The following is a 14254-nucleotide window of genomic DNA, read 5'->3' on the forward strand; positions in this document are numbered from 1 at the left end:
TCAGCCGGATGCACCCCCAGCGCTTCCGACGGCAACCCCCCCAACACAAGCGTGAGGCTCATCGAGCCTCAGGGAGCAATGGAGAAGGCCGCAAGGTCCGGACCATCGCATCGCGTCCGACCGGCCTATAGGGCGCCGCCCCGAAACAGGCATGCAAAATACCGGCCGCACGCTGAGCTCGCCGAACAGATCGGCGTCGACAGGCGTCGCGCCGCGCCGGCTTCGTCAGCAAAGACTCGTTGGTCCTGCATCATCACCGCGCCAGGCTGGCCGACGTCAGCCGAACTGGCGGCTTCACGACCGGCGCCGCGCCGCCCGCCGAATCACCAAGATGCCGGCGACCAGCTCGTGGTCGCCACCGAGCGCCCGCCGAGACACTAGTCAACCGCGACACTGGATGGTGGCGCATCCGGCGGTTCGCCCTCGATCCGGCGCAGCCAGCGCTCGACGAACTCGACGGTCTCGGAATGGCCGAGGGTCATGCCAAGAGCCTCCTTTTCGATGACCAGCATCCGCGCGGCGCCGGTCATGAGCACCATCAGCACCGTCGGCGGGAGCTCGGCCTCGTCGATGCCGTAGCGCATCAGCAGCGCGGCGACCGCGGCGATCTGCTCAGAGCGCAGTCGCTCCGCGTTATGGGCAATCTCGGCGCGTAATACCTGACGGTCGTTGGCCACGGTAATGAATTGCATGCTCAACGCCGTCCACGTCGGGTCGGTATTGAATCGCCAGAGCGCCCACAATGGCTGCGGCGAACCCAACACTGCCGCCTGCTCCCGCAACGCCTGATCGGCGCGCCGGCGAAGCATCGCCAGGAGCAGGTCGTCCATGGTGCGGAAGTAGTAGTGCACAAGCTGATGCTTGAGACCGGCCCGCTCGGCAACACGACGAGAGCTGACAGCACCAGCACCGTCAGTCAAGAGAAGATTTTCTGCTGCGTCGAGTAGCAGAGTCCGATTCTTCGCATCCGGGGCTCCAATTCTGCGCTGCGTTTTACCCGATTCGGACATACGGCCTTCTGCGCATCATCACCTCTATCCTCCGGCGGCCACCGCAGCGACGCCTCTCCCTTGCCCTCATAGCTACCCATGCTAAGCAGACGCGCAGTACCCGGCAGCAGGTCCAGCAACGGGCCGCGGCGACCGTTGCCGGCATCGGGGCCAGGATGGCAATGGGAACGGCACTTCGGAACACCGCAGCGAGACAACCGAGCGGGACATGATCAGCAACAACCTAAGATTTGGCTCAATTCAGGTTAATACCATTGCGCTGCAACCTATTTCTCGAGAATCGAACAGGTCCTGGCCACCACCTTGATCGGCACCCCCGCTATGGTCCGGGACCGCCTACAGGTCTGGTGCGATGCCCTGGCCGCATGGTGCCAACAGTCAATCCGGCCAATGCCACCGGCGCGGACCAGTGCGTGCGACCCATCGAAACGTGTTGCAAACGAAGGCGGCTCGACCAACGCCGATTACGAAATGAGCCGCCGCCGTCTCAGCCGGCGGCACCCACCCCGTAGCCCAAAATGCTCTTGGTCTCCAGGTATTCGTGGAATCCGGCGTCGCTCCACTCCCGGCCGTTGCCGCTGCGCTTGTAGCCGCCGAACGGTGCGTTCAGGTCGAAAGCGTGGTTGATCGCCACCCAGCCGGCCCGGATCCGGCGGGCGATGCCACGCGCGGCGTCGAGATCGGCGCCCGAGACGTAGCCGGCCAGACCGTACTCGGTGTCGTTGGCGATCTCGACAGCATCGTCGAGGTCGTCATAGCCGAGGATGCACAGCACCGGGCCGAAGATCTCTTCGCGCGCGATGGTCATCTGGTTCGTCACCCGCGCGAAGACAGTCGGCCGGACGAAGTAGCCGATCTCAATCCCGTCCGGCCGGCCCACGCCGCCGGCGGCGACCGTAGCGCCCTCGGCGATGCCCTGCTCGATCAGGCCCTGCACCTTGACGAACTGCGCCGCTGACGCCACCGGGCCGATCGCTTTGGGATCGGCGGGGTCGCCGACCTTGACCTGTTCGGCGACCGCATGGGCGATCGCGATGGCCTCGTCCATGCGCGAGTTCGGCACCAGCATCCGCGACGGGGCATTACAGCTCTGCCCGGAGTTGACCATCATGGTCGAAACCCCGGCGGTGACACTGTCGACGAACGCGTCGTCGTCGAGCACGATGTTGGCGCTCTTGCCGCCCAGCTCCTGGGTCACCCGCTTCACGGTCGGTGCGGCGTTCTCCGCCACCGCCACGCCGGCGCGGGTGGAGCCGGTGAACGACACCATGTCGACGTCCGGGTGCCGCGACAACGCCACCCCCACCCCGGGGCCGTCGCCGTTGACCATGTTGTACACGCCGGCCGGGACACCCGCGGCATGCATGATCTCGGTGAAGACGTAGGCCGAGAACGGCGCGACCTCCGACGGCTTGAGCACCATGGTGCAGCCGGTGGACAACGCCGGGTACACCTTCACCGCGATCTGGTTCAGCGGCCAGTTCCAGGGTGTGATGAGACCGCACACCCCGATCGGGTCGCGTTCCACCAAGGTGTCACCGCGCTGCTCGCTGAACGAGAAGTTCTTCAGGGCATCGATCGCGGTGACGAGGTGACCCGCCCCGAGATTGACCTGGACTCCGGCGGCCAGGCTGGGTGGTGCCCCCATCTCTTCGCTCACCGCGTCGGCAAGATCGCCGCTGCGACGTTGATACTCGGCCAGGATCGCCTGCAGCAGCTCCAGCCGCTCCGCGCGGCTGCTCTGCGACCAGCTGTCAAAGGCCCGCCGGGCCGCCGCGACCGCGAGGTCGACGTCTGCCGCGGTACCGAGTGCGATTTTCCCGCAGACCTTTTCGGTTGCTGGGTTGTCGACATCGAGCGTCTTCCCGTCAGCCGGTTCCACCCACCGGCCGTCGATGTAGAACTGGGTGTACTCGCGCATCACAAACTCCTTCGACTACTGGGTTCCGTCTGTCTTGGCCATCCCGAAGCGGTACCTGATATTTGCCGCGTGCCCGTCCGGAACCACCGGGAAGGTCACCGGCTCGCTGACGTCGCGGATTGCCCCGCTTTGCGCGTCGACGTCCTCGATCGCCCAAGACGGTTGATACTTCGCGGCCGCGTAGACGGCCGCGTCGGCGTTGCCACAGATTCCGCCGATCGAGGACGTCAGCACCATGCGACCGTAGCCTGCGTCACACATCGGACCGAAGACCGCCCGCACCACATGGAACGCGCCACGCAGATGGACGTCCAGGACCGCGTCGAAGTCTTCCTAGCTCATCGCACGTAACGGGGTCCGCCGGACGTTTCCGCCATGTAGATGACGATGTCGACCCGCCCGTAGTGCTCCAGCGCAGACGAACGACTTGCGGGCGCACGCAAGCGTTCTTCGCCCCAGCGGGGATTTCCACGAGTCGGCGGCCGCGGTGCATGCAGACGTTGTGGAGGGCCCGAAACTCGTCCGGCCCTGCACGACGATGACCGAGTCGTGGAGCGTAAAGATCTTTCGCCAATCGGCGCGCGCCACCCTGGTCGACGGCATCCAGGTCGCCGGCTCCGCACCACCGGCGACGTTGACCAGTCCGTAGAGCTGCCCATTGGCACCTTGCGCCGCTTCGAGCACCGTGGCGACACCCTCGTCGGTGGAGGCGTCGGCGGCCACGGGTATCACCGCCAGACCCCGCTCGGCCAGCGGCGTGATGTGCTCGCGGAGGTTTTCCTGCGAGCGGCTCACCGCGATCACGGTGGCTCCCGCCTGGGCGGCCATCGCGGTGATCGTCGTGCCGATCCCGCCGCCGCCGGCGCCCGACACCACCACGATCCGGCCGCGAAGGTCCAGGAGGTTGAAATCGCTCGACAGGCTGGGAGGAGTGCAATGATCCGCAATGACCCGCTTTCACCTGGCACAGAACGCGATTCGGATGCCCGACCGACACCGAGATCGCGGATTTGTCCGGACAACATATGTCATTCTTCGTTCTGAAGAATACTATTCCGCAGGGGCAAGCGCAGAGTCAAGAGCGGAACCCGTGAGCCGGCCGGCGCTATTGTCTGGACCAATGCGATGTTGACTAGCCACCCGGTCAGCGCCGCCGGTCCACCTGCCCCGGCGGGGCGACCACCCGCCCAAAACGCCTTGCACCATGATGGAACCGACATCGAGCGTCGCCGAGGTCGGCCACGCGCGTCGCCAGGCCGAGCCGAGGGGAGATGCCGAAGTGTCTTCCAGCCAACGCCGGGGCCGCTGGGCGGGAGCCTCACTGATCGAACGTCAGGCCCTGCGCCGAGATGAGTTCCTCGCCGTCGGCGTGCAGTTGCTCGGCGACCCACGCGGGCCCGCCCTGACCATCCGGTCGGTATGTCGCGCGGCCGCACTGACCGAGCGCTATTTCTACGAGAGCTTCGCCGACCGCGACGAGTTTGTGCGCGAGGTATATGACGACGTGTGCACACGGGCGCTGGCGGCGATGCTGTCGGTCCGCAGCCCCCGAGAAGCCGTGGAAGGCTTCATCACCCTCATGGTCGATGACCCAGCGCGTGGCCGGGCGTTGCTACTGGCCCCGGAGCGCGAGCCTGCGCTGGCCAGCGCGGGCGCCAAATGGATGCCGGACTTCATCGTGATGCTGCAGCGCACCCTGACTCGTATCGATGATGCGGCAGTCCAGCAGATGGTGGCGACCGGCCTGATCGGCGCGCTGACCACCCTGTTCGCGGCCTACCTGGACGGCCGACTCCAGGCCAGCCGCGGCCAGTTCATCGACTTCTGCGTCGGCATGCTGCTCAGCGCTCAGATCTCGCGCTAAGCCGGGGCCGCAAGTTCACAGCCAAACACGCATCGGGAAAACTTGATGCTACCGACAGGTACAGATATATTGCCTGCAACTAGTCGACACAGATATCTGGGGAGCTGGCATGACGCGGGAATGGACCGACGTAGAGTTGCTGCACGAGCTCGAGCCTGTCGTGGAGAAGCTCATCAACCGACACTTCTCGATGGCCAAGGACTGGAACCCCCACGACTACATCCCCTGGTCGGAGGGCAAGAACTACTACGCGCTCGGTGGGCAAGATTGGCATCCTGAGCAGTCGAAACTGTCCGAGGTCGCTCGGACCGCAATGGTGCAGAACCTGCTCACCGAGGACAACCTGCCTTCGTATCACCGCGAGATCGCGATGAACTTCACCATGGACGCCCCCTGGGGCACCTGGGTCAACCGCTGGACCGCTGAGGAGAACCGGCACGGTATCGCCCTGCGCGACTACCTGGTGGTCACCCGCAACTGCGACCCCATCGAACTGGAAACGCTGCGGATGGAGACCGTCAACCGCGGTTTCAGCCCGGGCCAGAACCACCAGGTCTCCGGCGACCTGTTCGCCGAGAGCCTGTTCGACTCGGTCATCTATGTCAGCTTCCAGGAACTGGCCACCCGGATCTCGCATCGCAACACCGGCCAGGCCTGCAACGACCCGATTGCCGACCAGCTGCTGGCCCGGATCTCGCACGACGAGAACCTGCACATGATCTTCTACCGCGATGTCAGTGCCGTCGGCTTCGACATCGCGCCGGAACAGGCGATGCGCTCGCTGCACCGGGTGCTGGCCAACTTCCAGATGCCCGGATTCGTCGTCCCGGAGTTTCGCCGCAAGGCCGTGATCATCGCAGTCGGCGGCGTCTATGACCCCATCATCCACCGCGACGACGTGGTGATGCCGGTGCTGAAGAAGTGGGGCATCCTGGAGCGAGAGTTCAGCGGCGAGGCAGCCCGCTACCAAGAGGAGATCGGCAAGATCGTCGCCGAGTTGGACGACACGTGCGAGAAGTTCGAGCTGGCCAAGCAACGCCGGCTCGAGCGCGAGGCCAAGATGGCCGAGAAGCGCGCCGCCAAGAAGGTGTTGGAGCCATCAGCGCCGTAGTCAATGGTGGCGGCCTGGTCGAGACGCAGCCCGCACTGCGGATCGGATCGCTCCAGCTCGCCAGCCCCGTGGTGCTGGCACCGATGGCCGGCGTCACCAACGTCGCGTTCCGCACTCTGTGCCGCGAGTTGGAACAGTCCCGGGTCGGAACGGTGAGCGGGCTCTATGTCTGCGAGATGGTGACCGCACGCGCGCTCGTCGAACGACACCCCGCCACCCTGCACATGACAACGTTCGGGCCGGAGGAGTCACCGCGCTCGCTGCAGCTCTACACCGTCGACCCCGACACCACTTACGCCGCGGCGAAGATGATCGCCGATGAAGGACTCGCCGACCACATCGACATGAATTTCGGCTGCCCGGTGCCCAAGGTGACCCGCCTCGGCGGCGGGTCGGCGCTGCCCTACAAGCGCCGGCTCTTCGGCAATATCGTCGCCGCGGCGGTGCGCGGCACTGCCGGCACCGATATTCCGGTGACCGTGAAATTCCGGATCGGCATCGATGACGCCCACCACACCCATCTGGACGCCGGGCGCATCGCCGAGACCGAAGGGGCCGCAGCGGTGGCCCTGCACGCCCGGACCGCATCGCAGCGCTATTCCGGCACCGCCGACTGGGAGCAGATCGCGGCGCTCAAAGCGCAGGTCCGGTCGATTCCGGTATTGGGCAACGGAGACATCTTCGAAGCCGGCGATGCGCTGGCCATGATGGCGGCCACCGGCTGTGACGGGGTAGTGATCGGCCGTGGCTGCCTGGGGCGCCCGTGGTTGTTCGCCGAGCTCTCGGCGGCTTTCGCAGGCCGGCCCGCCCCCACTCCGCCCACGCTGGGCGAAGTCGCCGACATCATCCGCCGCCACGGCGACCTGCTGGCCCAACACTTCGGCGAGGACAAGGGCATGCGCGAGATCCGCAAGCATGTCGCCTGGTACCTGCACGGATTCCCCGCCGGTTCCGAGCTGCGGCGCGAGCTGGCGATGGTGACCACGCTGTCCGAGCTCGACGGGCTGCTCACGCAGCTGGACGTCTCCGTCCCTTTCCCCGCGGCCGCCACCGGCCCTCGCGGACGTCAGGGCTCACCGGCCAAGGTCACCCTGCCCGAAGGCTGGTTGGACGACCCGGATGACTGTGCGGTGCCGGCCGGCGCGGACATTATGCACTCTGGTGGCTGAAATGAGACTTTGTCGACATCGCGTGTCTGGAAAGTTCTCAGTAGACTAAGTACCTTATTGCCCCAGGCAGGGATCGTCTCTGCGGAGGCAGATCCAGGTGCGGAGATCAATGCCGATCATCCGTACCGCATCGGCGTGCGAGCGACGCGCGCTGGTACCGAAGACTCGGAGGCTCCTGAGGACATGAGTGACGGCGATAGCGCCACTCCTGGCCGCTGGGCTCCGGAGGGCCCCGATGACGGCGACCGTCAGCTGATGACAATGACACCGCCCGGACCCGCACCTTGGGAGCGCTGGCAGAACTCGCCTGCGGACGCCCCCGTCCCGCACCGGCGAAACGCGTCCCGGCGTCGCAACGGGTCGGTGAGCGTCGCCGACCTGATCGCCAGGGTCAATGCCGAGCCTCCGCCATCCGGTGGACGCAGTCAGCGCCGGGCCGCCGCAGTGCCACCCGAACGTCGCGAAGTAGCCGAGTTCGTCGAACCCGTGGAACCCGTCGAGCCGGCCGAGGCCGCCGCCGTTTTCGAGCCCGAGTCCGAGTATGCGGCGCTCGAACTCGCCGATGTAGCGGACCCCATGCCCGACATCGCCGAAGTGGCCTACCCGTCGGAAGTGCCCGACCTCGACCGTATTCACGGCACATCACTCGAGCCGGCCGGTGCCCCCGACTGGGACGAGTTGCCAGCCACCACCGAGTTGCCGGGTTCATTCGGACCCGACATGCTGCGGGGTTTATACGGCGGTCCCAGCTTCGCCTCTCCTCCGTCGAGCCTCGCTGAACCGCCGGCGCGAATCGACCCGCCTCGCCGCACGCCGCCGGCGGTCGCCGAACCGGCCCCGCACGGGCCCCATCACCGGGCGCGGCTCGCCGGGCGGGCGGTCGCGGCCATGATGGCGATCCTCGCCCTGGTGCTGACCGGGTCGGCCTGGCAGTGGAGCTCTTCGAAAAACCGCAGCCTCAACCACGTCAGCGCATTGGACCCCAACTCGCACGACATTCTCGATGCGGCCGGCCAGTACGGCGACGAGAACTTCCTGATCGTCGGCGCCGACACCCGCGCCGGCGCCAACAGCGCCATCGGCGCCGGCAGCACCGAAGACGCCGACGGAGCTCGCTCCGACACGATCATGCTGGTCAACATCCCGGCGAACCGGAAACGCGTGGTGGTGGTGTCGTTCCCCCGCGACCTGGCGATCACCCCCATCCAGTGCGAGGCCTGGAATTCCGCGACCGGTGCCTACGGGCCGATCTATGACGAGGAAACCGGAACCTACAGCGACGACATCGTCTACACCGAGACGAAGCTGAACTCGACGTACGCCTTCGGCGGGCCCAAGTGCCTGGTCAAGGAGATTCAGAAACTGTCCGGACTGGCGATCAACCGGTTCATGGCCGTCGACTTCGTCGGATTCGGCAAGATGGTCGACGCGCTGGGCGGAGTCGAGGTGTGCACCCCCAGCCCGCTATACGACCTGGTGCTGGGCAGCGTCCTCGAAGACACCGGACGCCAGCGAGTCAACGGCGGCACCGCGCTGAACTACGTACGAGCCCGGCACGTCACCACCGAGGACAACGGCGACTACGGTCGCATCAAGCGCCAGCAACTGTTCCTGTCGTCGCTGCTGCGGTCGTTGATCTCCACCAACACCTTCTTCTCGCCGACCAAGCTCAACAACGTGGTCAACATGTTCATCGGCGACAGCTCGGTAGACAACGTCACCACCAAAGACCTGGTGAACCTCGGCCAGTCTTTGCAGAAGGTCGCCGCCGGCCACATCACCTTCGTCACGGTGCCGACAAGTGAGACCGATGAGAACGGCGACGAGGTCCCCCGGATGGATGACATGCGGGCACTGTTCGACGCCATCATCAACGATGACCCCCTGCCCGGCGAGAACGACCACAACGCCACCGCGGTTCCGACCACGGCGGCAGCCAGCCCCACGACCCCGTCCACCGCTGTGCCCGGCGCCCCGACCGACCCGGTGGTCAAACCGCTCAGCGAACAGGTGCACGCAGTCACGACCTCACCCGCCGATGTCATGGTCCGGGTGTCCAACGCCACCGAGCAATCCGGCCTGGCCGGCGCCACCTCCGAAAGCCTGCAACGGTGGGGCTTCAACGTCGACAACGCCGACGACTACCCCGGCACCGTCAAGGCCACCAAAGTGTTGTACTCCCCCGGAAACGAGCAGGCCGCCGCCACGGTGTCCTCGGCATTGTCGGGCGCGCCGATCGAGCGGGTCAGCGGACTGGGCGGCATCGTCCGCGTCGTGCTCGGGTCAGACTTCCGTGCCGTGACCAAGCCCGTCGCCAGCGGCTCGCAGGTCAGTGTGCAACTCAACCGCGGTGCCAGCGTCGAGCCGACCGAACTACCCGATGACCTGACCGTCACCAACGCCGCCGACACCACCTGCGAGTAGCGCCCACTCCCGCCCAACCCGCGCGGATCGCGGTCCACGGTTAGTCTTGAGGGCATGCGAACCGCGTACCACGAGCAACTCTCGGATCTGGCCGAACAGCTCGGCAAGATGTGCGGCTTGGCCGGGGCAGCAATGGAACGCGCCACCCAGGCCCTGTTGCAAGCCGACTTGATGCTGGCCGAGCAGGTGATCACCGATCACGAGCAGATCGCCGCGATGAGTACCCGCGCCGAGGAAAGCTCCTTTGTGCTGTTGGCGTTGCAGGCCCCGGTTGCCGGGGACCTGCGCGCGATCGTCAGCTCCATTCAGATGGTGGCCGACATCGACCGGATGGGCGCATTGGCCCTGCACGTCGCCAAGATCACCCGCCGTCGCCACCCGCAGCACGCACTGCCCGAAGAGGTCAACGGGTACTTCGCCGAAATGGGCAGGCTTGCAGTCGAGTTGGGCAACAGTGCGCAAGAGGTGCTGTTGTCGCGCGACCCGGAAAAGGCCGCCCGGATCCGCGAAGAAGACGACGCGATGGACGACCTGCACCGGCACCTGTTCTCGGTGCTGATGGACAAGGAGTGGCGGCACGGAGTGGCCGCAGCCGTGGACGTGACGCTGCTCGGGCGGTTCTACGAGCGGTTCGCCGACCACGCCGTCGAGGTCGCTCGTCGGGTGATCTTCCAGGCGACTGGCAAGTTTCCCGACGAGCACACCCTGCCGTCAAGCGAGTAGCGCGTCGATCGCCCGGTAGATGCGCTGTTCGCTGACTGGGCGCGGGGTACCGAGCTGCTGAGCCCACAGACTCACCCGTAGCTCTTGGATCTGGCGCGCGATGTCGCGCACATCGTTGTCGCGATGGCGAGCGGTGGGCAGGGTCGCCAAGAGGTCCTGGTAGGCATGCTGCACCGCGTGTACCCGAGCCATCCGTTCCCGGTCAGCCTGCAACGCGCGGGGCAGCTGCTCCACCCGGCGACGGACCGCGGTGAGGTAGCGGATGAGATCCCCAAGATGCGCGCGACCGGTGGCGGTGACAAAACCGGGCGCCAGCAGCGCATCCAGCTGGCCGACGATATCGGCGAACGCCTCGGCCTGGGCGGGCGGCGGCTGCGCCGGCAGCGCCACTTGGGTGTCGCGGGCCGCGGCCAGCACCTGCGCAACTCGGGTAATCACGTCAACCGTGGTCGGCACCAGCTCGGCGGCCACCCTATTCCGCAGCACTGTGTACTCGTCGCGGGTCCACACCGGTATTGGTGCCAACGCATCGGTCGCAGCGTCGGCACAGTCGTCGATGAGCGCGGCCAACGTCCCATCCGGGTTCGCCTTGAGCATCAGCCGGGTCGACGAATCCAGCTGACGCTCCACAGTTTTGACCGGCGAAGGAATGTCGCAGCGCAGCAACCGGCGGATACCGGGGCCGAGCGCGGAGCCCTGCTGCGCCTGGGTGGAGAACACCCGCAGCTGCGCGGTGGCACCGGCATCGACAAAAGCCGGGAAGCCACGAACGGCGCGCCCAGCTACCACCCGCTGGACGACCCGCGGCAGCGTGTCCACGTCGTCCGGCCAGCTGCGCAGCCCGCTGCGTTCCAGCTCCGCGCCGACCGCATCGGCGACCGCCGCGCGGGCGGACGCCGCCAGCCGATCCTGCAAGACGCCAAGGTCTTTGCCGCGAGCCACCTCTGTGCCGTCGGCGGCCTGAACGGCGAAGGTCACCCGCAGGTGCGCCGGCACCTTGCTCAGGTCGAAGGCATCGATTCCGACCAGCACACCGGTGCGGCGACGCAGCTCGTGGACCAGCGTCTCCAGCAGCGGCTCGCCTGACGGCCCGATCGACGACAGCACCGCGCGCGCGGTGTCGGGCGCCGGGACAAAGTTACGACGCAGGTCTTTGGGCAGGGAGCGGATCAGCGCGGTGATCAGCTCTTCGCGCAGCGCCGGTACCTGCCAGGCGAACTCGTCGCCGCCGAGGCGTGCCAGCACATCGATCGGGACATGGACGGTGACCCCGTCGTCGGCGGCGCCCGGCTCGAAGCGATAGCTCAGCGGCAACGCGAGATCGGCGGTCGCCCAACTGTCCGGCCGGTCGGCGCCGAGTGTCTCGTCGGCCCGCAGCAGCTCATCGCGAGTGAAGGTCAGCAGGTCAGGGGTAATCTTCTGCTGCTTCTTCCACCAGCCGTCGAAGTGCCGTGCCGAGACCACCTCGGCGGGAATCCTTGTGTCGTAGAGGTCATACACGGTGTCGTCGTCGACGATCAGGTCGCGACGACGGACCCTGTCCTCCAGCTCGTGCAGCTGGGTGCGCAGCGCTGCGTTGTCGGCGAGGAATCGGTGCCGGGCCACCCAGTCGCCGTCGACCAGCGCATGCCGGATGAACAGCGCGCGGGCCACCACGGGCTCCACCCGGGCGTAGCCCACCCGGCGGCGCGCCACCAGCGGCAACCCGTAGAGCGTCACCTTTTCGAAGGCCATCACCTCGCCGCGCTTGGCATCCCAATGCGGCTCGCTGTAGCTGCGCTGCACCAGATCGCCCGCCACCCGCTCGACGGTTTCCGGCTGGATGCGCGCGGCGGTCCGCCCGAACAGCCGGCTGGTCTCCACCAGTTCAGCGACCATCGTCCAGCGCGGCGGTCGTTTGGCCAGCACCGATCCGGGCGCCAACACGAATTTCGAGTTGCGTGCACCGGCGAACTCCCGGCCGTCCTCGCGCCGCATCCCGACATGCGACAACAACCCGGCCAACAACGCAGCGTGCACAGCAGCCGGTTGAGCGGGCTCACCAGATTCACGGATGCCGATATCGGCGGCGATGCTGCGCAGCTGACCGACCAGGTCCTGCCATTCCCGAATCCGCAGGTAGTGCAGGAACTCATTACGGCACATGCGGCGAAACGCACTGCCGCTCAAAGCCTTCCGCTGCTCTGATAGGTACGACCACAAGTTGAGGTAGGCGGTGAAGTCGGAATCGTCGTCGACGAACCGGGCATGTTTGGCCCGGGCCGCCTCCTCCCGATCGACCGGCCGCTCCCTGGGGTCGGGGATGGTCAGGGCGGCGGCGAGCACCAGCATCTCGCGCACACAGCCCTCGGTCTCAGCAGCCAGGATCATCCGGCCCAAGCGCGGGTCCACCGGCAGCCGGGCCAGCCGACGGCCCACATCGGTGATCGCCCCCTGCGCGGTGAACGCCCCGAGTTCGACCAGCAACGCGACCCCGTCGCGGATGCTGCGCGAATCGGGAGGGTCGAGGAAGCCGAAGTCTTCCACCGCACCCAGCCGCAGCGACGCCATCCGCAGCAACACAGCCGCCAGGTTCGTGCGCAACACCTCGGGGTCGGTGTAGCGCGGTCGCGTGTCGAAGTCGACTTCGCTGTAGAGCCGGATGCAGATCCCGGGCGCCGTGCGGCCGCACCGGCCGCTGCGCTGGGCGGCGGAGGCCTGCGAGATGGGTTCGATCGGGAGCCGCTGCACCTTCAGCCGGCGACTGTAGCGGGAGATACGTGCGTTGCCCGGATCGATCACGTAGCGGATGCCCGGTACCGTCAGCGATGTCTCAGCCACGTTGGTGGCCAGCACAATGCGGTTCTTCTGCGGCCCCGAACGGGGCCGGGCGAACACCTTCTGCTGCTCTGCGGTGGACAGCCGCGCGTACAACGGAAGAATCTCGGTGTTGGGCAGCCCGCCGAGAGCCTCGGCGGTGTCGCGGATCTCGCGTTCGCCGGACAGGAACACCAGAATGTCGCCGGGCGGTTCGGCGGACAGTTCGTGCACCGCGTCGACGATCGCCTCGATCTCGTCGCGCGTCTCGGTCCGGATGATCTCTCGATCCGGGTCGTTAGGGTCGGTGGAATCGTCTGCGACCTCCGGGCTGACCGGGAGCTCCAGTGGGCGATACCGGATTTCCACCGGGTAGCTGCGGCCGGACACCTCGACGATCGGCGCTCCCCCACCGTTGTGCGCGCTGCGCCCATATTCGGCTCCGCCACCGCGCCCATATTCGGCTCCGCCACCGCGCCCATATTCGGCTCCGCCGAAGTGCGCTGCGAAGCGCTGAGGTTCGATGGTGGCCGAGGTGATGATCACCTTCAGATCTGGCCGGCGCGGCAACAACTCCCGCAGATAGCCGAGCAGAAAGTCGATGTTGAGGCTGCGTTCATGCGCCTCGTCGATGATCAGCGTGTCGTAGCGCAGCAACCGCCGGTCGCGTTCGAGCTCGGCGAGCAGGATGCCGTCGGTCATCAGCTTGATCAGGGTCCGATCGGACACCCGGTCGGTGAACCGGACCGCGTACCCGACGACATCGCCTAGCGGGCTGGCCAATTCGTCGGCGATGCGCTGAGCAACGGTGCGGGCGGCCAGCCGCCGCGGCTGGGTGTGGCCGATGGTGCCGCGAATTCCGCGACCGAGCTCCAGGCATATCTTGGGCAGCTGAGTGGTTTTACCGGAACCGGTCTCGCCGGCCACCACCACGACCTGGTGATCCCGAATCGCCGCGGCGATCTCGTCGCGGCGGGCGCTGACCGGCAGGTCGGGATAGCGGACATCCGGCACTGCGGCCCGGCGCGCGGCAACCAGCGCTTGCGCCTCGCCCATCCGCTCGGCCAGTTTTCGCACCTGCTCGGGCTTTGCGCCCCGCAGGTCCTTCAGGCGCCGTCCGAAGTAGACCGCGTCCCGCAGGGTCAGCTCATCGAGGAGCGTGCGCAACTGCGCGACGGACGGTTCCACCACTTCGCGAAGCTTACGGGCCGGGGCGACCCACCTGTCATCTGGCAT

Annotated in this window: 8 protein-coding genes and 2 pseudogenes; 5 read left to right on the top strand and 5 right to left on the bottom strand. The window is 66.8% G+C overall.

What is annotated here, in order from left to right; all coding sequences use genetic code 11:
- Window positions 1-377 precede the first annotated feature (377 nt).
- The 4 genes and pseudogenes from EJK91_RS06845 to EJK91_RS21705 all read right to left on the bottom strand — a co-directional run.
- Entirely contained in the window at window positions 378-1010 is a 633-nt protein-coding gene (locus EJK91_RS06845; RefSeq protein WP_125078545.1) for a TetR/AcrR family transcriptional regulator, read from the bottom strand.
- Between the two features lie 487 nt (window positions 1011-1497).
- A complete protein-coding gene (locus EJK91_RS06850; protein WP_125078546.1) occupies window positions 1498-2931 on the bottom strand; it encodes an aldehyde dehydrogenase family protein in 1434 nt (477 codons plus the stop codon).
- A 15-nt stretch (window positions 2932-2946) separates the two neighbouring features.
- A pseudogene (locus EJK91_RS22320) lies at window positions 2947-3353 on the bottom strand (SDR family NAD(P)-dependent oxidoreductase); the annotation flags it as partial.
- A gap of 136 nt (window positions 3354-3489) precedes the next feature.
- Window positions 3490-3852: pseudogene (locus EJK91_RS21705) on the bottom strand (SDR family NAD(P)-dependent oxidoreductase); the annotation flags it as partial.
- Window positions 3853-4210: 358 nt separating this feature from the next.
- Here EJK91_RS21705 and EJK91_RS06860 point away from each other — a divergent pair.
- From EJK91_RS06860 to phoU, 5 genes are all read left to right on the top strand, one after another.
- Complete coding sequence (locus EJK91_RS06860; RefSeq protein ID WP_125078566.1) at window positions 4211-4795, top strand: TetR/AcrR family transcriptional regulator; 585 nt, start codon at window positions 4211-4213, stop codon at window positions 4793-4795.
- A gap of 109 nt (window positions 4796-4904) precedes the next feature.
- Window positions 4905-5906 (top strand): acyl-ACP desaturase, encoded by a 1002-nt coding sequence (locus EJK91_RS06865; RefSeq protein ID WP_024443913.1) that lies wholly within the window; start codon window positions 4905-4907, stop codon window positions 5904-5906.
- 14 nt (window positions 5907-5920) lie between these two features.
- Window positions 5921-7075 carry a tRNA dihydrouridine synthase DusB gene (dusB, locus tag EJK91_RS06870; protein WP_277424715.1) on the top strand — a complete coding sequence of 385 codons (1155 nt, stop codon included), beginning with the start codon at window positions 5921-5923 and terminating at the stop codon, window positions 7073-7075.
- Window positions 7076-7258: 183 nt separating this feature from the next.
- Window positions 7259-9499, top strand: coding sequence for an LCP family protein (locus EJK91_RS06875; protein WP_125078547.1), 2241 nt, complete (start codon window positions 7259-7261; stop codon window positions 9497-9499).
- Between the two features lie 54 nt (window positions 9500-9553).
- A complete protein-coding gene (gene phoU, locus EJK91_RS06880) occupies window positions 9554-10222 on the top strand; it encodes a phosphate signaling complex protein PhoU (protein ID WP_024443910.1) in 669 nt (222 codons plus the stop codon).
- Here the strand turns inward: phoU and hrpA are convergent.
- Complete coding sequence (hrpA, locus tag EJK91_RS06885) at window positions 10211-14209, bottom strand: ATP-dependent RNA helicase HrpA (RefSeq protein ID WP_125078548.1); 3999 nt, start codon at window positions 14207-14209, stop codon at window positions 10211-10213. The genes phoU and hrpA overlap by 12 nt on opposite strands.
- Between the last annotated feature and the right edge of the window lie 45 nt (window positions 14210-14254).

The organism is Mycobacterium sp. P7213, from assembly GCF_900604305.1.
Classification (GTDB): Bacteria; Actinomycetota; Actinomycetes; order Mycobacteriales; family Mycobacteriaceae; genus Mycobacterium.

Bases quoted from the DNA above. Each gene is read 5' to 3' on its own strand.
- EJK91_RS06845 (WP_125078545.1), bottom strand. From the start codon at position 1,010: ATGTCCGAATCGGGTAAAACGCAGCGCAGAATTGGAGCCCCGGATGCG.
- EJK91_RS06850 (WP_125078546.1), bottom strand. From the start codon at position 2,931: ATGCGCGAGTACACCCAGTTCTACATCGACGGCCGGTGGGTGGAACCG.
- EJK91_RS06865 (WP_024443913.1), top strand. From the start codon at position 4,905: ATGACGCGGGAATGGACCGACGTAGAGTTGCTGCACGAGCTCGAGCCT.
- EJK91_RS06875 (WP_125078547.1), top strand. From the start codon at position 7,259: ATGAGTGACGGCGATAGCGCCACTCCTGGCCGCTGGGCTCCGGAGGGC.
- phoU (WP_024443910.1), top strand. From the start codon at position 9,554: ATGCGAACCGCGTACCACGAGCAACTCTCGGATCTGGCCGAACAGCTC.